Genomic DNA, 17,379 nt, shown 5'->3' with positions numbered 1-17,379 from the left:
TTCCAGCTTAAGGCGCGCGGCCCCTGTTACGGCGGGTCAGCCTCCGAGCACGACGACGCGCTCACCCGCGCGGATCGGGGTCGAGTATCGATTCCCGGCGGGCGGCAGCGGGCACACGAACTGGTCGGAGAATGCGCACGGCGGCAGATAGGCGCGGTTGAAGTCGATCACGGCAGTGCCGTCCACGGCCGGTTCGTCGACCGGAAGGAACCGGAAGCGGTAGGTCTCGAGGCCGTTCGTCCCGTCTGCGAACACCGCGCTCAGCCCGCCCTGAGCACCTCGGGTCACGGTGAGCGTCTGCGGCGCGCCCGCCAGCTCGAAGCGCAGCCGACCGGCGACGGGCGTCTCCCGCGCATCGCCGTCGACCGACGTGATCACGATCTGCTCGTCGGGTGTCTCCTCGAAGACAGCCGGCAGACGCCAGCGCTCGTCGGGGGCATAGGCATCGATCGCAGTGAACCACTCGCGCTGCGGACGAGCCGGATTCAGCACACGCAGCGCTATCGTGCCGTGGCGCTCGAACACGCGCAGCTCGCGGCGCCCGAGCCGGATGCTCTGCGTGCCCCGCAGCGTGACGGTGGATCCCGCCTGGCCCAGCTCGCTGCCGCGGATGCCGCCGTCGCCGGTGAGCGCCCAGAGCCCGGGGATGCCGTCCACGGCCGCGGCCTCCGTGATGAGCCAGTTCGTCGACTCGAGTGCCGACGGGCCGTACTCCGATCCCGCGTACCGCTCCCTGGACGCGTGCCAGTCCTGCCAGTCCTTCACGAAGCTCATCGGAGCGCTCCCTCCCGTGCGGGGTGCCGCCGAGCGGGCACTCCTCGCTCATGCGCGGAATATTGCCCCGAATCTACGGTGACCCCGCGGCGCGCGAGACGCCCGTGTCACACGCCTTCACCGCGCGTAACGTCGCGTTACATCCGCACCACGCGGGAACATCTCGCCCCAGACCCACGCTCCCCGCCGAGACCCACCGCGGCGAGCGGTCGCCACAGTGGGTGTGGACGAGGAGCATGGGTCTCGGCGGTGGAGCCGGGAGCTCAGCGTGCGGGGATGTGCGTGTCGAGCCAGGCGAGCACGTCGGCGCGCACCTCGTCCTGCTGCAGCTCCGCGAAGATCTCGTGGCGCGCGTCGGGGTAGACGAGCGTGGTGACGCCTGTGAGACCTGAACGGTTGCGGTACTCGTCGGCGAGCTTGTGCACGCTGCGCGGTCCGCCCACCGGGTCGTCCCGCCCGACCAGCAGGAGCATCGGGATGTCATGCCCCAGGTCCTTGGCAGGGCGGCCGTACAGCTTCGCCGCCTCGATCGGGCCGAACAGCTTGAGCAGCGGCACATCGGTGGTCAGCGGATCCTCGTCGAACGCGGTCCACACGGCGGGGTCTCGGCTGAGCCACTCCAGCCCGGTCGCGCCCTCACCTGCCCAGCGCGCATTCAGCGGAGCGGCGTTCAGTGAGCCCGGCATGCGCAGGGCAGAGCCGGACAGGATCACGGCGTCCCACGCGTCCGGGTGCTCGTTGACGAGCATCTGTGCGAGGAACGATCCCCACGAGTGCCCGAGCAGCACGAGCGGCAGATCGGGATTCTCCTCGCGGATGATGCCCGTCAGCTGCCAGACGGCTTCCACGGCCGCACGCAGCCCGCCCTTGCCCAGACGGCCGAGCTTCTCCGGGCCGCCGTGCTGGCGGATGCCGGTGCGGCCATGACCGCGGTGGTCGTCGGCGTAGACGTGGAATCCGGCAGCCGTGAGCGCGGTGATCAGCGCACCGTACCGCCCTGCATGCTCTCCGACGCCGTGCAGCAGCTGCACCACGCCGCGCGGGGTCCCCTCGGCGGGATGGACGTCGTAGACGATGTCGACACCATAGGCATCGGTGAACTCGCGGGTATCCATCACGCTGCGAGCCTACCCATCACTGGAAGAGGCGGCTACCGTGCAAGGGCGTCGCGGATCGCGAAGGCGGTGTCGCGATCGGTCACCTCGTAGCCGCCGACCCCGTCGGAGGCCGACCCCATCCGCACCCCGCCGTCTTCGTTCACGGCACGCTTCGCGGAGAAATGGATCGCGTCCACGCCCGCGGCTGCGAGCAGCGGAGCGCTCGCCACATCGATGCCGCTGCCCGCCATGATCTCGATCTCGCCCTCTGCGGCCGCGACGAGCGCACGCAACGTGTCGATGCCGTCGATCGCGGCCGACGCTCCCCCCGAGGTGAGCACCCGACGCAGGCCCAGCTCGCGGGCGCTTCGCAGCGTCGCGACCGGATCGGCCGTCACGTCGATCGCGCGGTGCAGCGTCGCGGGTGCGCCGGCTGCGGCATCTCGGAGGCGCGCCATGGCGAACAGGTCGAGTCGCCCCTCGGCGTCGAGGGCGCCGATGACCACGCCCGCAGCACCGGCGGCGATCGCGCGGCGCACATCGAGCTCGGCCACGGCGAGTTCGTCGTCGTCGTAGTGGAAGCCGCCCGCGCGCGGGCGGATCAGCACGTGCACCTCGGGGCCATCGACCCCTGCCGTCTCGACGGCGAGCTCGATCGTCGCGGGCGACGGGGTGAGTCCACCGAGGGCGAGAGCCGTCGCGAGCTCGACGCGTGCCGCGCCGACCTCCTTGGCGATGCGCACTCCGGCGGGGTCCTGCACGGCGATTTCCAAGGCGAGCGTTCGGGTCACCCCTCCATTGTGCCCGCTGCCGCGACGGCATCCGGAAAATTAGATAGGCTATCTAAGTAATGTCTGCGTCTGATGAATCCCTCCGCCTCACCGCCACAGACCTTCGCATGGCCACGTTCCGGCTGGCCCGCCGCCTCCGCTGCGCCCGCCCCGCCGACTCGATGAGCGACGCGCAGCTGGCGGTGCTCGCCGACCTGCGCATGAACGGCCGACGCACGGTCTCGACCCTCGCCGAACGCGAACGCGTGACCGCGCCGTCGATGACGAGCACGATCAACGGCCTCGAGGAGCAGGGCTTCGTCGTGCGCACCCCCGACGAGGACGACCGGCGACGCGTGCAGGTCGACATCACCCCGGCCGGTGCCGAGATCGTGGTCGAGACCATCCGCCGGCGCGACGAGCTGCTGGCCGACATGCTGCGCGAGGTCGACTACACCGAGGCCGAGCTGACCACACTGCGCGAAGCGAGCGCCCTGATGCGGCGGGTGGTGGAGAGATGAGCGCCATGTTCCGCTCGTTCGCGAACATCAACTACCGGATCTGGTTCGCGGGCGCCCTGATCTCCAACGTCGGCGGATGGATGCAGGCCACCGCGCAGGACTGGGTGGTGCTCACCGAGCTCACCGACAACGACGCCACGGCGATGGGCGTCACCATGGCCCTGCAGTTCGGGCCTCCCCTCGTGCTCGTGAGCATGACGGGGTGGGTGGCCGACCGCTTCGACCGCCGGCACATCCTGTTCGCGACCCAGTCGGCATTGCTGGCCCTGGCCATCGCGGTCGGTGTGCTGCTGCTCAACGACCTCATGACGCTGCCGATGATGTTCGGGTTCGCCCTCGGATTCGGCATCGTGAACGCCTTCGACGCCCCGGCCAGGCAGGCGTTCGTCTCGGACATGGTCTCCACCGGCGACACCTCGAACGCGGTGGCCCTCAACTCGGCGTCGTTCAACCTCGCCCGCATGGTGGGACCGGCCGTCGGAGGCCTGCTGATCGTGGCGATCGGCTCGGGCTGGGTGTTCATCGTGAACGCCGCGACCTTCCTGGCGATGCTCCTCGCGCTCCTGTTGATGCGGCGTAGCCTGCTCGCCCCTCGGCTGAAGAACCGCAGCCGCGGTGGCCTGGCAGCCGGCTTCCGGTACGTATGGGGACGCAGCGACCTGAAGGTCGTCTTCGTCACGGTCTTCCTGATCGGCGCCTTCGGCATGAACTTCCCGATCTTCGCCTCGACCATGGCACTCGAGTTCGGTGCGGGAGCCGACGGATACGGTGTGCTCAGCTCGGTGCTGGCCATCGGATCGCTGATCGGCGCCCTGCTGGCCGCACGTCGCGACCGGGCCCGGGTACGGGTGGTGATCCTGGCTGCCGGCGGGTTCGGGATCGCCGCCTTCGTGTCGTCCGTGATGCCCAGCTACGCGTCGTACGCCGTGACCCTGACGTTCACCGGCTTCATGATCGTGACGCTGCTCACCACCGCCAACGGCTACGTGCAGATCACCACCGATCCCGCACTGCGCGGCCGTGTGCTCGCGCTCTACATGGCGGTGATCATGGGCTCGACCCCGGTGGGCGCTCCGATCGCGGGGTGGGTCGCCGACACGTTCGGGCCGCGCGCTGCGATCATGCTCGGCGGCACGGCCGGATTCGTCGCCTGTGCGATCGGCGTGATCTGGGTGGCGACGTCCGGGCGCCTGCGACGCGACGAGAACCGCCGCTTCCTGCGCACACTCGACGAGACCCGCCCGCTCAGCGTGATCGAGGTCGACCCGATCGAGTTCAGCGACGAGGCCGCCGTGACCACGCCGATCCGCACCGCCAAGCGGCGCGACCCCGACGACTGAGCATCCTCGGCCTGTTTGTCAATGCCCTCTGCGGAGGGCCGCGCCCGACGTAGCGTCGTCGCATGGACGAGAACACGGAACGCACCCCCCACCCGCAGGACCCGGCAGAGGGCGCACCCGGGGTCGGAGCACCGGACGAGGACTCCGGCCAGGGCGACGGCACCGGCGGAGCCATCCAGGGTGATGCCTCGCGCGGCGAGTCCACCGGAGGAGCCATCCAGGGCGACGCCGGCCAGGGCCATCGTGCGGCCCTCGGCGGCGACGAGAACACCGAGGACCAGCTCGACGCCGACAACGCCGCCGAAGAGGACACCCTCAAGACGCTCGACCCGGATTCCCCACCGGCCTGAGCGGCACGAGGACAGCGCCACCGCCAGCCGTCTCATCCCCAGTCGACGGCCGTGACAGCGGTGGCGCTGTCCGTGTCGGCGGGTCGGTCAGGCGCCCAGCACGAGCTTGAGCTGCTCCACCGCCCAGTCGAGCTCGGTCGCACGGATCACCAGCGGCGGCGCGATGCGCACCGTCTGTCCATGCGTGTCCTTCACGAGCACGCCGCGTTCGAGCAGCTTCTCGGCGATGTCCCGCCCTGTGCCGTTCGCGGGGTCGATGTCGACCCCGGCCCAGAGTCCCGCGATGCGCACGGCCGTGACGCCGTGGCCGATCAGCGGCTGCAGCGCCTGCTCCAGATGGGCTCCCAGCGCACGGGCGCGCTCCTGGAACTCCCCCGTCTGCAGCATCTCGACGACGCGCAGGCCCACGGCTGCGGCGAGCGGGTTGCCGCCGAACGTCGAGCCGTGCTCGCCGGGACGGATCACACCGAGCACATCGGAGTCGCCGACCACGGCCGAGACCGGGAGGATGCCGCCGCCCAAGGCCTTACCGAGCAGGTACAGGTCGGGCACGACGCCCTCGCGGTCGCATGCGAACGTCTCTCCCACGCGACCGAGACCGGCCTGGATCTCGTCGGCGATGAACAGCACGTTCTTCTCATCGCAGATCTCACGGATGCGGCGCAGGTATCCCTCCGGCGGGATCACGACCCCTGCCTCGCCCTGGATCGGCTCCACGAGCACGGCGGCAGTGTCGTCGGTGATGGCTGCGGCGATGGCGTCCGCGTCGCCGTACGGCACGACGTCGAAGCCGGGCGTGTAGGGCCCGAAGTCGTCGCGCGCCTGCTCGTCGTCGCTGAAGCTGACGATCGTGGTCGTGCGTCCGTGGAAGTTCCCGGCCGCGACGATGATGCGTGCCCTGCCCTCGGCGATGCCCTTGACGCGGTAGCCCCACGCGCGGGCGACCTTGATGCCGGTCTCGACGGCTTCGGCACCGGTGTTCATCGGCAGCACGAGGTCTTTGCCGGCGAGCTGCGCCAGCGCCGCGGCGAACGGTTCGAGGCGGTCGCTCTGGAACGCACGGCTGACGAGCGTGACCCGCCCGAGCTGCTCGGTGAGCGCGGCGACGAGTGCCGGGTGCCGGTGTCCGAAGTTCACGGCGGAATACGCGGCGAGCAGATCGAGGTAGCGCTTGCCCTCGACATCCGTCACCCACGCGCCCTCTGCGCGGGCGATGTTCACGGGCAGCGGGTGGTAGTTGTGTGCGACGTGCGGCTCGGTGTTCACATCGGCGCCTGCCTCCAGCGCGGTCACTTCGCGCCCCGAAGCTCGAGCGTGCAGCACTTGATGCCGCCGCCGCCGAGCAGCAGCTCGGAAAGGTCGATCATGATCGGGTTGTAACCGCGCTCGCGCAGCTGCTTCTCGAAGCCCTTCGCGCGCGGGGAGATGATCACGTTGTAGCCGTCGCTCGCCGAGTTCAGGCCGAACACCGAGCCGTCCTCGTCCGACACCAGGATCGCGTCGGGGAAGCGCTTCTCGAGCTCGGCGCGGCTCGCGTCGTCGAAGGCACCGGGGAGGTACGCGATGTTCGCGTGCTCCGGGCCGCCGTTCTCGAGACCCTGCACCGGATCGAGCACGGCGATCGCGGTGTCGAGGTGGTAGAAGCGCGGGTCGACCAGGTTGAGCGACACGACCTCGCGGCCGAAGACCTCGCCGACCTCGCGGTGACTGTCGCCGGTCGAGCGGAAGCCGGTGCCGGCGAGGATCACGTCACCGACGAGCAGGAAGTCGCCCTCGCCCTCGTTGACCTCCTTCGGCATCACGGTGTCGTAGCCCGCGCCGCGGAACCAGTCGGCGAAGGCGGGAGCCTCGCCCTGGCGCTCGACGAAGCGGAACTCGGGCACATAGGCGCGGCCGTCGATGAGGAACCCGCCGTTGGCCGTGTAGACCATGTCGGGGTATCCGGCGAGCGGCTCGATGAGCTCGACGTCGTGGCCCAGCTCGACGTACAGGTCGTGGAGCTTCTGCCACTGCGCGACCGCCTTCGCGGTGTCGGTGGGCTTCGACGGCTCCATCCACGGATTGATGGAGTAGTTGACGGTGAAGTGCTCCGGCTTGCACATCAGGTAGTGGCGGTGGTGCGCGGTGCGGGCGGGGGCGGTGGAGACGGCGGCTTCAGGCGTCGACATGGGAGCTCTCCTCGGAGGACGGGCGCGGCGGACGCTGTCCAGGGGCCCGGCGGTCCTTCGACCCTTCGCTCGATCGAGCGGGCGTCGGGGAAGATGCGACTCGGGCACGCCGGGGTCCATTCTGTCACCCGCCCCCTGTGCACCGCCAGAGCGCGGTGGGGGGGCTCCGCCACACCACTGTCAGTGCGGCACCAGAACACCGCCGATGAACGCTCAGACCGCGGTGCCGGCGACCACGAGCTTGCCCACCGTGTGGCCGGCTTCCAGTCGGGAGAGAGCCGCCGATGCCTCGGCGAAGGGATACTCGCGCTCGATGACGGGGACGATCCGCCCTTCGGCCACGAGGTCGAGCAGCTTCGCCAGCACCTCGGGGCGTGGCGTCGCGGCGAGCGGTCGGATGCTCCGCGAGCCGATCGACAGGAACACCGCGCGCAGCATCCGTGGGACGGGGCCGAGCACATGGCCGCCGTCGCCGGTGACCAGCACGACTGTGCCGCCGGGAACGACGAGACGCTTCAGCTCGCGCAGCGGCATCCCTCCCGCGATATCGATGATCGCGTCGAACCGGCCGTCCGCGAGCGTGCTCAACGGCGACTCCCTGTGGTCGAACGTGCGCACCGCGCCGAGCTGCTCGATCAGCGGCGCGTTGCGGTCGCGACAGGTCGCCCATACCTCGGCGCCGCGGAGAGTCGCGAGCTGCACGGCGAACGTGCCGACGCCTCCGGATGCACCGATGATCAGCACGCGCGGCGCCCCACCCGCCGCGTGGCCACCGTCTGCGAGTCCGACCCCGGCGAGGTCGAGGGCCTGCCAGGCGGTACCACCGGCGACCGGCAGGCAGGCAGCGGTGTCTGCCGCGATGTCGGTGGGGATCGGCACCAGCCGAGCGGCGGGAACCCGGACATACTCGCCGAGCCCTCCCCCGCCGACGAGCTCACCAACCACCTCTTCGCCGACCTCAGCACCGACGACATCGGCCCCGAGCGCCACCACGGTGCCAGCGACCTCCATGCCGCGCACCGGGTGCTTCGGACGTGTCAGCCCGAACACCGGCCGCACGAGCAGCGGATCACCGAGCAGAAGACGCACGTCGCCCGCGTTCAGGGCCGTGGCGCGCACGCGCAGCAGCACCTCGCCGCGTCGAGGAACCGGCATCGAGGTGTGTTCGAGGGCGACGCCGTCGGCGGGCCCGTACGTCTTCCTGGTCCACGCCTTCATCGATCGGCTCATGATCCTGCTCCTGATGTGTCGGGGTACTTGAAGACGTCGTCGAGGCCCACCCCGAAGGCGCGGGCGATCTGGAAGGCGAGTTCGAGCGTCGGCGAGTACCTCTGCTGTTCGATGGCGATGAGCGTCTGGCGCGTCACGCCGACCGTGCGCGCGAGCTCGGCCTGAGTGAGTCCCGCCCTCTCGCGATGAGCGCGGATGGTGTTGGAGACGAGAGTGGGCTTGACCATCAGACGAGGCCTCGTCGGTAGGCGATCACCCTGGCGACACCGCCGACGAGCGCGGCTACCGCGAAGCCCGCGAACATGGTGTTCGCGATCCAGAAGACGTCGGCCCCGACAGCGCACAGCGCGATCACCCCGAGGCCGGCGATCACGATGAAGGCCTGCTCCACCCGCCCACCCATGCGGCTGATGTCGCGGTCGCGGATGTCGGAGCGGCCGACCCCGTCGGGATCGCTCATCCCGGCGATGATGCCCCACACCACGCTGAGCAGGATCGTCGCGACGATGCCCCCGCCGATCACCCACAGCATGAGCGGGAACCAGTCCACATCGGTGAGCGGCCCGCCCCCGGCCTGCTGGAGCACCAGCACGACGTACACGACCATCACGATGGGGCTCACGATGAGTCCCGCCCACGCATTGCGCTCTTCGTAGACCACGACGCCTCCGATGTAAAAGATTCTTGACACGCTCAGCGTACGACCGCTTACCAGGTGTGTCAAGAATTCTTTACATGTGACTCAGATCACGTCACTGCTCCACGCGTCGAGGTTGCCGTAACGGTGCGCGGTGATCGAGATCGACTGCTCGTGCACGAACGGCAGCAGCTCGATGCGGGCGGCCGCCGTCACCTCGCCGTCGTACACCGCGAGGTCGGGATCGCCAGCGGAAGCCGCGGCCAGCTCCGCGCGGAGAGCGGCGACACCCTCACGACCGCCGACCAGTCGCACTCGATCGCTCGCCGGCAGTGTGACGCCTTCGAGGTCGGCGTCCTGACGGAGCAGCCGCTGCAACCACTCGTCGTCGCTCTCGAGGAACACCGGGGCGTCGAGGTCTCCGAGCGCTCGGCGCACCTCGGCGGGCAATCCGGAAGGGGTCGAGATGACGAACCTGGCGCCGGAGCGCACCCCGGCGATCACCACGCGCAGCAGGTCGTGCAGCGCGGCGTCGTCGGTCGCGCGCACTTCGACGGGCACGGGGCGATAGCGGAACAGGTTGCGCTCGACTCCCAGACGCGACACGTCGCGCACCTGGCCGAACTCCCGATCCCAGGCCAGCGCATCCGAGAGAGCCGAGCGCCGCAGCCACTCGAACGACTCATACGCGAGCGAGGACTGTGCCGCCTCGATCACCGCGGTGATGCGCGAATCGAGCCCGCGCAGGTGCAGGGTGCTGGAGGCCGGCCCTCCCGACTGCGAGCGCCACGATCCCAGACCGATGAGATAGTTGGGCCCACCCGCCTTCGCGCCGGGGCCGACCGAGGAGCGCTTCCAGCCGCCGAAGGGCTGACGCTGCACGATCGCGCCGGTGATGCCGCGATTCACGTAGAGATTGCCCGCCTGCACCCGGTCGAGCCAGTACGACAGCTCCTCCGGATCCTGGGTGTGCAGCCCTGCGGTGAGTCCGTAGGCGACGGCGTTCTGCATCTCCACGGCGCGCGCGAGGGTCGGGGCGTGCATCACCCCGAGCACGGGGCCGAAGAACTCCTCGGTGTGGAAACGCGATCCCGGTTGCACCCCGACGCGCACGCCGGGACGCCACAGCCGTCGGCTGCCGTCGTCCGCCGCGGCGAGAGACGGCTCGATCAGCCACTGCTCGTCGCCCTCGAGCTCACTCAGCGCCCAGGCGAGCTTGCCCTGCGGCTGCTCGATCACGGGCCCCACCTCGGCCAGCGGATCGGTAGGAGGACCGACGTGCAGCGAGCGCACGGCATCGGCCAACTGGCGGGCGAACCGGGTCGAGCGTCCGACCGGCCCCACGAGGATCGCGAGCGACGCAGCCGAGCACTTCTGGCCGGCGTGTCCGAACGCGCTCTTGGTGAGGTCGGCGACCGCGAGATCGAGATCGGCCGAGGGGGTGATGATGATCGCGTTCTTGCCGCTGGTCTCCGCGAGCAGCGGCAGATCCGGGCGCCAGGAGCGGAACAGCGCCGCCGTGTCCCACGCGCCGGTGAGGATCACCCGGTCGACCGCCTCGTGCGTGATCAGCTCGCGGCCGAGCGCACCCTCTTCGACGTCGACGAGCGCCAACAGGTCGCGGGGGATCCCTGCCTCCCACAGCGTCTCGGCGATCACCGCCGCACAGCGACGGGCCTGCGGTGCGGGCTTGAAGACCACACCGGAACCTGCGGCGAGCGCGGCGAGCACTCCTCCGGTGGGAATGGCGACGGGGAAGTTCCAGGGCGGCGTGACGACCGTGACGGATGCCGGGACGAACACGGCACCGGCGATCGCGTCGAGCTCCCTGGCCTTGGCTGCGTAGTAGCGCGCGAAGTCGACGGCCTCGCTCACCTCGATGTCGGCTTCTGCGAAGACCTTGCCGGTCTCGGAGGCCGCGACCTCGATGAGGTCTCCGCGACGGGCCTCGAGTGCAGCCGCGGCACGCAACAGCACCTCGGCACGCTCGGCGGCAGGTCGCCCGCCCCAGGCCGGGGCCGCGCGACGCACACCGTGCACGACCCGCTCGAGCTCGTCCGCATCGGACACCTGCGCCGCCGCGATCGTGGCAGACCCCAGGTCGGAGGTCGCGATGCGCTCGCGCACCTCGCGCGCCCATTCGCGGTTGGCGGGAAGCGCGGGGTCGCTGTCGACGGTGTTCGCGAAGCCCGGGGCTCCGCCGGTGTCCTGCTCCAGCTCGCGGGCGGAGTAGACCGCGGTCTCCAGGAACGCCTCCCGGCCGCCGTCGTCCGAGCCGCGGGAGATGCCGAGCACCGCCTTGGTCAGGTCGGTCTCCGGCACCGGGGCGACGGGTACAGGGCGCAGCGACTCGTGCACGGGGGCGAGACGGTCCTGCGTGCGACGGGGTCCGATGCGCAGCGTCGGGTCGCCCGCCCTGTCGAGCGCATCGAGGAAGCGATCCTGCTCGCGGACGAACAGCGACTCGTCCTCGCCGAGCCGGAAGGCGGCGGAGAGGAAGTTGTCCGGCGAGGCGTTCTCCTCGAGCCGGCGCACCAGGTAGCTGATGGCCACGTCGAACTCCGCTGGCTCCACCACCGGCACGTACAGGAGCACCGGTCCGACCTCGCGCGAGACGGCTCGCACCTGCCCCTGGGCCATGCCGAGCAGCATCTCGAACTCCACGGCCTCCCGCACGCCCCGCTCGCCCGCCAGCAGCCAGGCGTAGGCGATGCCGAAGAGGTTGTGCCCCGCGACGCCGATCTTCACCGCAGCCGTGTGCTCCGGCTGCAGCGCCCAGTCGAGGCAGCGCAGGTAGTTCGCGTCGGTGTCGAGCTTGGTGTCGTAGGTCGCAGGCGTCCACCCGTGCATCCGCGCCTCGACGTGCTCCATCGCGAGATTCGCCCCCTTCACGAGACGCACCTTGATGCGGGCTCCGCCGTGCGCCACGCGGTCCTGCGCCCACGCGGTGAGCTCCTGCAGGGCGGGCAGCGCGTCCGGCAGGTACGCCTGCAGCACGATCCCGGCTTCGAGCCCGGCCAGTCGGGGGTCCTCGAGGATGCGCGTGAAGACGGCGATCGTGAGGTCGAGGTCGCGGTACTCCTCCATGTCCAGGTTGATGAAGGTGCCGTCGGCCGCCGCCGCGAGATACAGCGGAAGGAGCCGCTCGACCACCTCGTCGACGACCTCGTCGAATGCCCACATCGACAGGTGACTGATGATCGCCGAGACCTTCACCGAGACGTAGTCCACGTCCGGACGGCGGACGAGCGCGTGGATGCCGTCGAGCCGTCGTCGGGCCTCCGCCTCCCCGAGCACGGCCTCGCCGAGCAGGTTGAGGTTGAGCCGGGAGCCGTCGGCGCGGATCCCCTCGATCGCGGCGCCGAGCTTGGCAGGGCGCGCATCGACGACCAGGTGCCCCACCATGTCCCGGAGCACCCGACGGGCGATCGGCACCACGGGCGTCGGGAGGATCTGCGCGACCCCGCCACCCAGGCGCACCACCGAGCGCAGGTACCAGGGCAGGAACTCCGGCACGATCGGGGCGATGCGGTGCAGCTGCGAGGCCGCGGCGGTCAGGCTCTCCGGACGCATGACGCCGTCGACGAACCCCAGGGTGAACGGGAGTCCGTTCACGTCCTGCAGCACTCCGGCGAGCCGGGCAGCGGCAGGGTCTGGTTCTGTGGCCGCGGCCTCGATCGTCCACCGCCGAGCCAGCTCGACGGCGCGGTCTGCGAGGGATGCGGATGCCACGGCATCCGGCGGGAGGTCTGCCATGGATTTCAGCCTAGGTCTGGACACCCCGGATTCCGCGCCGCGCCGCCGCTTTCCGCCATCCGCGTCCGCTTCGCATGCGGCCGTTCTCGCCGCCCGGTGCGGCCCCGGAGCGGAGGAGCGCGGCCGGGCGGGGTGCGAATCATGCCGCACCGCCGAACGGCGCGGTCCTAAGCTGTTGCCGTGACCACGACCCCGCCCGACAGCACCTCTGCATCGCGCGGTGAGGCGGAGGTCACCGCCTCGAACGCGGGAGCCCGCGCGAAGGTGCTGGGGTGGGCGCGGCGCAGCATCGACCTCATCCCGACCTCGTGGTTGATCACCGGCGCGGGGGCGTCGCTGTTGGCGACCACCGCCCTGTTCGGCGGCCTCGAGGCCGCCGCGGTCGACCCGATCCCCGACCTCACGATCGGCGAGACGTTCTCCGGCTCCGAATTCGAGATGACTGTGGTGGGCGTCGAGCTGCGCGACGAGCGCGGAATGGCGGCGATCTATCCCGACGAGGAGAAGGGGGAGCGCCTGCTCGTCGTGACCGTGGACGTGGTGAACACCTTCTCGCAGCCGCGTGCTTCCGGATCACCCGCGAAGGTGTCTCCTCTCCTGGACGGCATCCGCATCGAAGGGCTCGATGCCAAGGGGGTGGTGTCGCGCGCCGACGACGGAAAGCTCGCGCCCACGCTCCAGCCCGACGTTCCGGCCCGTGTGCTGATCACCTGGGCCGTGGGACCGGACGACTTCCGCGACGGCGACGAGGTCTCGCTCACCCTCCCCGACTCCGACCACTACGTCGGGCAGAGCCTGATCCGGGGCGACTACTGGAACGATCCCCGCGTCGGCGCGACGCTGACGACCACGATCGAGGAGGTGAGCGCCGGATGAAGAAGCACGTGCTCGTCTGGCTGCTCACCACGGCGCTGCTCGCGTGCGCGTGGGTCCTCGTCAAGGTCACGCTCCCCGACGACGCTCCGGATGCCCCCTTCCCCGCGGTCGCGCAGATCGGCGAGGAGGCCGTCACACGCAACCTCGTCGCGACCGTGACCGATGTCCATCTCACGAACCGGGTCACCGATGCCGAGGGCTGGTCCGCCGAGGGCACCTGGCTCGTGATCGACCTCGACGCCGCGAGCGGGGTCACGCAGCGGTTGAGCACCCTCAGGCTCGCCGAGCTCACGATCGGCGAGCGCACGTTCAGCGCCACGGATCGCGGAACCACCTTCCTCGCTCAGCGTCTGGTCACCGCGGTTCCCCGCAGCGGCAGTCTGGCGTTCGAGCTCCCCGACGACGTCGTGGGTGACAGGGCCACCCTGCGCCTGGGCGTGCCGGGATCGGGCGGCTTCGAGGTGCTGCGCGACGGCGTGATCGACCTGCCGATCGACCTGGCGACTCTCCCCGTCGAGGCCGAGGTGCTCCTGGTCGAGAACGGGTGGGCGCGATGACGATCCCTCCTCCGCTCTTTCCGCCCGCCCCTAAGGAAGACCCCGCAGCCGCAGCTGTTCCGACGAAGCGCGATTCCTGGTGGCGGCGCAACACCGTCGCCCTGATCGCACTCGCCCTCCTCGTGCCCGCGACGGCGGCCGCCGTGGGTTGGCAGGAGTGGTACCAGTACTTCGGGTTCGGTGCCCGCGCGGTCGCCCCGGTGGTCGTGACGGAAGACGAGACGACGGACCTCGCCGGCGCAGCCTGGGGCCCGATCCGCGGCGGGGAGATCGACGACGTCTCCGGCCTCGACGTACCGGAGAAGACGCGGCTGATCGCGGTCGCGGTGCCCGTGGACCCGGAGGCCGAGGGCGTCGGGTGCGAGGCTCCCGTGCTCGTGGAGCAGTCGACGAGGCGGGAGTGGAGTCCGGTGCGCGCCGAGATCGGACTCGACTGGAGCGCCGACGAGCCCGAGACGTGCCTCAGCGAGCAGGCGAGCCCTTACGAGTTGATCGTGCCGTTCGTGGTTCCTGCCGACGTGGAGGGCCCGTTCTGGGTCGACATCCGGCCCTATCGCGCCGGCGGCTCATTCGTGAGGTTCGAGTTCGAACCCTGACCGCCGACGGCGTCACGAGGCGGCGCCGAGACCACAGCGGCTGCCACCGCATCGACCGACGAGGGCAGCAGTCCGGCCGCATCCGCGACGGCACGCATCTCCGCTTCCGCCTCCGTGGCGGCCGAGGCGTCCGGCCGCGCCTGCTGCCGACGTCGCAGCCGTCCGAGCGTGGCGTCGTAGGCGCCGCTGATCACGGCGATGCGGAGGGGTTCGATGAGCAGGAGCGGCACGAGGGAGACGAGCGGGGCCGCGACCGCCCAGAACACGTAGTCCTGCGGTCCGATCAGCCGGGTCACACCGAAGCCGAGGACCGATTCGAGCGCCTTCACCGCCACGTAGAGCAGCGCGTAGGAGGCGACCAGCAGGGGACCCGCTCGCCACATCAGCAGCAGGGCGCGACCGATCGGCCGGAAGCGTGCTCCCAGCTCGTCGCCGAGGTCGCGCAGCCGTCGTACCAGGGGGTTGGGGATCGCCTCCGTGTGCTGACGGAACCGCGAGACGAGTTCACTCTCGACGCGCAGCTTCTCGGCGACGATCGCCTGTCCGAAGACGACTCCGGCGATCGTGAGCCAGGCCAGCGGCGCCAGCAGCACGGGGCCCGCCTCGGAGAGGACCCAGCCGATCCCCTCCCACAGCCAGCGCAGGGGAGCCACGGCGTCGAGGATGCCCTCCCGCACCGTCTCGAGGTACGCCATCGCCGCGCGACTGTCGACCCAGGCCTTGATCGCGTCGAAGATGTCGCCGAGCACCATCACCGAGAAGAAGACCCAGACGACCTCGAAGTACACCGCCACCGGCGACAACCAGGCCGCGAGCTTCGGCGACCACTTCGACCACGCCCATCGACCGGCGAACGCGAGCACGATGATCGCGATGGTCCACACGTTGATCGGCAGGTTGAGCACGGTGTCGTCCGAGCTCACGGGCGGCTTGCCGTTCACGCTCGCCGTCCACACGATGCCGTTGCGCACCTCGAGAGCGCGGAGCGAGTAAGCCCGCACGTCCTCGCCGAGCAGCCCCTGCGCCCAGTACACCGCGAAGAACGGCAGGATGCCGGCGAGAAGGGCCGAGAGGAAAGTACGCCGACGCTCCACGGGCGACTCCGGCAGCGGTGCCACCTCCTGCAGGTTGCGCAGACCGTCGCGCAGCACGAGGAACATCGCCACCAGGCTCACCAGCCGGGCGAGAATCGCGATCGGCAGCACCAGGAAGCCCAACGTCGCCGACGAGGCTCCGATGAAGCCGGCGATCTCTGTGACCCCGTAGTGCACCAGGACGCCCGCGAGGTACCACGCCATCAGCGCAGGCCAGTGCCGCCACAGCACTCGCCCGGTCGTCGTCAGGATCGCCAGCACACGCCTAAGCTACCGCGCCGGTGCGGACGGAGAGAACGTTCCTCTGCCGCTCAGCCCCTCGGGGTTTTCGAACTCAGCCCCAGACGCTCAGCCCCAGACGCTCAGCCCCAGACGCTCAGCCCCAGACGCTCGGGGCCTTCGCCCGCACGGGAGGGAGCGCCGAGGCCGCTGCCCAGTCGTGCACCCAGGCGTCGATCTCCGGAACACCCTCCGGCTTGCCCACGGCCGCGAAAAGCTCCTCATTGCTGACGGTCCCTCCGGTGCGTCGCAGCATCCGGGCCCGCACGATCGCCCGTGCGTAGACCTCGCCGTCCACGACGGCGCGGTGCTCCATGAAGAGCGCCCTGTCGTCGTGCCCGATGAAACGCGACTGCACCTCGAACCGCTGCCAGAGCTGCAGCGACTTGCGGAACGTGATCGTCTCGCTGGAGACGACCGCATACCAGCCCCGGTCCTTCATCGCATCGAACAGTCCGGTGCGGATGAGCAGGTCCCAGCGCCCGAGGTCGAACAACGACAGGTAGCGGCCGTTGTTCATATGGCGCAGGATGTCGATGTCGGTGGGCAGCGTGGTCAGGGTGATGCTGCCGACGGCGGTGGGGTCGAGGGCCTTCCCCCGTCGCACGCGGCGGCGAGCGCCGAGGATCACCAGGAGGGTCCGCCAGATCACGTTCACGAGCATCGATCGTAGCCAGGAGTGCACGATCGGCGAACATCGTTGTGCGAAACCTCCATGACCGCGGGAAGGGTGTCATCGAACATCCCCTCGATTTCCCCTTCGCGGACGCCGCGCGTAGAGTCACGACCATGAGCGCCGAAGCCCAGCCTGAAGTCATCGTCCGTCCGGTCCGTGATGTGGATGCGGAAGCCCTCGGTCGCGTGCATGCGCAGTGCTGGCACGAGACCTACGACCACCTGATCAGCAAGGCGGCGCTGGAGAAGGTCTCGCCCCGCCGCATGGCCGAGCTGTGGACGCACTGGGCCTCGCAGGGCCCCGAGTTCAAGATGAACGCCGCGCTGGTCGACGGCGAGATCGTGGGCTTCGTCGGCTCCGGCCCCGCCCGCGACAAGGACGCTCCGGCGTTCCGCGAGCTCTACTTCATCTACCTGCTCGACGCCTATCACTCCACCGGCATCGGCCAGAAGCTGTTCGACGCGGCCGTGGAGAAGGACGAGCCACTGTACCTGTGGGTCGCCGAGGACAACCCTCGCGCGCACCGGTTCTACACCCGCAACGGTTTCCACCTCGACGGCGCATCGCACACCGAGCCCTTCCTGGGCGAGACGCTGACCGAAGTGCGCTTCGTCCGCCCCTGATCCTCCGAGCACGTACAGAGCGGGCCGTCTCCTCC

The 17,379-nt window shown here is 70.1% G+C and carries 18 protein-coding genes; 7 read left to right on the top strand and 11 right to left on the bottom strand.

Annotation, left to right across the window (positions count from 1 at the left end; genetic code table 11):
- Positions 1-36: 36 nt before the first annotated feature.
- The 3 genes from AX744_RS11745 to AX744_RS11735 all read right to left on the bottom strand — a co-directional run bounded on the left by AX744_RS11745 (position 37) and on the right by AX744_RS11735 (position 2,662).
- A complete protein-coding gene (locus tag AX744_RS11745; protein ID WP_046747570.1) occupies positions 37-774 on the bottom strand; it encodes a DUF1684 domain-containing protein in 738 nt (245 codons plus the stop codon).
- A gap of 263 nt (positions 775-1,037) precedes the next feature.
- Positions 1,038-1,889: an alpha/beta fold hydrolase gene (locus AX744_RS11740; protein WP_061017050.1), complete on the bottom strand. Its 852-nt coding sequence runs from the start codon at positions 1,887-1,889 to the stop codon at positions 1,038-1,040.
- Positions 1,890-1,924: 35 nt separating this feature from the next.
- Positions 1,925-2,662 carry a copper homeostasis protein CutC gene (locus AX744_RS11735; RefSeq protein WP_061017049.1) on the bottom strand — a complete coding sequence of 246 codons (738 nt, stop codon included), beginning with the start codon at positions 2,660-2,662 and terminating at the stop codon, positions 1,925-1,927.
- A 59-nt stretch (positions 2,663-2,721) separates the two neighbouring features.
- Between AX744_RS11735 and AX744_RS11730 the strand changes: the two genes are divergently transcribed.
- The 3 genes from AX744_RS11730 to AX744_RS11720 all read left to right on the top strand — a co-directional run bounded on the left by AX744_RS11730 (position 2,722) and on the right by AX744_RS11720 (position 4,852).
- Positions 2,722-3,162 carry a MarR family winged helix-turn-helix transcriptional regulator gene (locus AX744_RS11730; RefSeq protein ID WP_061017048.1) on the top strand — a complete coding sequence of 147 codons (441 nt, stop codon included), beginning with the start codon at positions 2,722-2,724 and terminating at the stop codon, positions 3,160-3,162.
- 5 nt (positions 3,163-3,167) lie between these two features.
- On the top strand, positions 3,168-4,502 hold the full coding sequence (locus tag AX744_RS11725; protein WP_082738503.1) for an MFS transporter: 1,335 nt from the start codon (positions 3,168-3,170) through the stop codon (positions 4,500-4,502).
- Positions 4,503-4,564: 62 nt separating this feature from the next.
- Entirely contained in the window at positions 4,565-4,852 is a 288-nt protein-coding gene (locus AX744_RS11720) for a hypothetical protein (protein WP_045264425.1), read from the top strand.
- 87 nt (positions 4,853-4,939) lie between these two features.
- Here the strand turns inward: AX744_RS11720 and rocD are convergent, their stop codons facing one another.
- The 6 genes from rocD to AX744_RS11690 all read right to left on the bottom strand — a co-directional run bounded on the left by rocD (position 4,940) and on the right by AX744_RS11690 (position 12,643).
- Positions 4,940-6,145, bottom strand: coding sequence for an ornithine--oxo-acid transaminase (gene rocD, locus AX744_RS11715; protein WP_061017044.1), 1,206 nt, complete (start codon positions 6,143-6,145; stop codon positions 4,940-4,942).
- Positions 6,142-7,020, bottom strand: coding sequence for a dimethylargininase (gene ddaH / locus AX744_RS11710; protein WP_046747564.1), 879 nt, complete (start codon positions 7,018-7,020; stop codon positions 6,142-6,144). Before ddaH ends, rocD begins: the two co-directional genes overlap by 4 nt.
- 213 nt (positions 7,021-7,233) lie before the next feature.
- On the bottom strand, positions 7,234-8,250 hold the full coding sequence (locus AX744_RS11705) for an NAD(P)-dependent alcohol dehydrogenase (protein WP_061017042.1): 1,017 nt from the start codon (positions 8,248-8,250) through the stop codon (positions 7,234-7,236).
- Positions 8,247-8,477, bottom strand: coding sequence for a helix-turn-helix transcriptional regulator (locus tag AX744_RS11700; protein ID WP_058632932.1), 231 nt, complete (start codon positions 8,475-8,477; stop codon positions 8,247-8,249). Before AX744_RS11700 ends, AX744_RS11705 begins: the two co-directional genes overlap by 4 nt.
- A complete protein-coding gene (locus AX744_RS11695; RefSeq protein WP_230977797.1) occupies positions 8,477-8,941 on the bottom strand; it encodes a hypothetical protein in 465 nt (154 codons plus the stop codon). The genes AX744_RS11700 and AX744_RS11695 overlap by 1 nt, the downstream gene beginning before the upstream one ends.
- Before the next feature lie 51 nt (positions 8,942-8,992).
- The gene (locus tag AX744_RS11690; RefSeq protein WP_061017039.1) at positions 8,993-12,643 is read right to left on the bottom strand and encodes a proline dehydrogenase family protein; all 3,651 of its coding nucleotides are present in this window, start codon (positions 12,641-12,643) and stop codon (positions 8,993-8,995) included.
- Positions 12,644-12,823: 180 nt separating this feature from the next.
- Between AX744_RS11690 and AX744_RS11685 the strand changes: the two genes are divergently transcribed.
- From AX744_RS11685 to AX744_RS11675, 3 genes are read left to right on the top strand one after another with little or no spacing between them, the layout of a single operon-like run.
- Positions 12,824-13,519, top strand: a complete 696-nt coding sequence (locus AX744_RS11685) for a hypothetical protein (protein WP_061017037.1) — start codon at positions 12,824-12,826, stop codon at positions 13,517-13,519.
- Positions 13,516-14,076, top strand: coding sequence for a hypothetical protein (locus tag AX744_RS11680; protein WP_061017035.1), 561 nt, complete (start codon positions 13,516-13,518; stop codon positions 14,074-14,076). The genes AX744_RS11685 and AX744_RS11680 overlap by 4 nt, the downstream gene beginning before the upstream one ends.
- Positions 14,073-14,672: a hypothetical protein gene (locus tag AX744_RS11675; RefSeq protein ID WP_157543594.1), complete on the top strand. Its 600-nt coding sequence runs from the start codon at positions 14,073-14,075 to the stop codon at positions 14,670-14,672. The genes AX744_RS11680 and AX744_RS11675 overlap by 4 nt, the downstream gene beginning before the upstream one ends.
- On the opposite strand, the gene AX744_RS11670 is transcribed toward AX744_RS11675, so the two are convergent.
- Both AX744_RS11670 and AX744_RS11665 read right to left on the bottom strand, forming a co-directional pair.
- Positions 14,627-16,027 carry a hypothetical protein gene (locus tag AX744_RS11670; RefSeq protein WP_061017030.1) on the bottom strand — a complete coding sequence of 467 codons (1,401 nt, stop codon included), beginning with the start codon at positions 16,025-16,027 and terminating at the stop codon, positions 14,627-14,629. The two genes, AX744_RS11675 and AX744_RS11670, sit on opposite strands and share 46 nt — an antisense overlap.
- Before the next feature lie 115 nt (positions 16,028-16,142).
- Entirely contained in the window at positions 16,143-16,703 is a 561-nt protein-coding gene (locus AX744_RS11665) for an acyl-CoA thioesterase (protein WP_061017062.1), read from the bottom strand.
- 131 nt (positions 16,704-16,834) lie between these two features.
- Between AX744_RS11665 and AX744_RS11660 the strand changes: the two genes are divergently transcribed.
- Entirely contained in the window at positions 16,835-17,344 is a 510-nt protein-coding gene (locus tag AX744_RS11660) for a GNAT family N-acetyltransferase (RefSeq protein WP_045264712.1), read from the top strand.
- The last annotated feature ends 35 nt before the right edge of the window (positions 17,345-17,379 follow it).

It is taken from the genome of Microbacterium sp. CCH5-D1 (assembly GCF_001557335.1).
Lineage (GTDB): Bacteria > Actinomycetota > Actinomycetes > Actinomycetales > Microbacteriaceae > Microbacterium > Microbacterium oxydans.
Note: the sequence above shows the minus strand (reverse complement) of the source record. Positions and strands in the feature narration are given on the sequence as shown.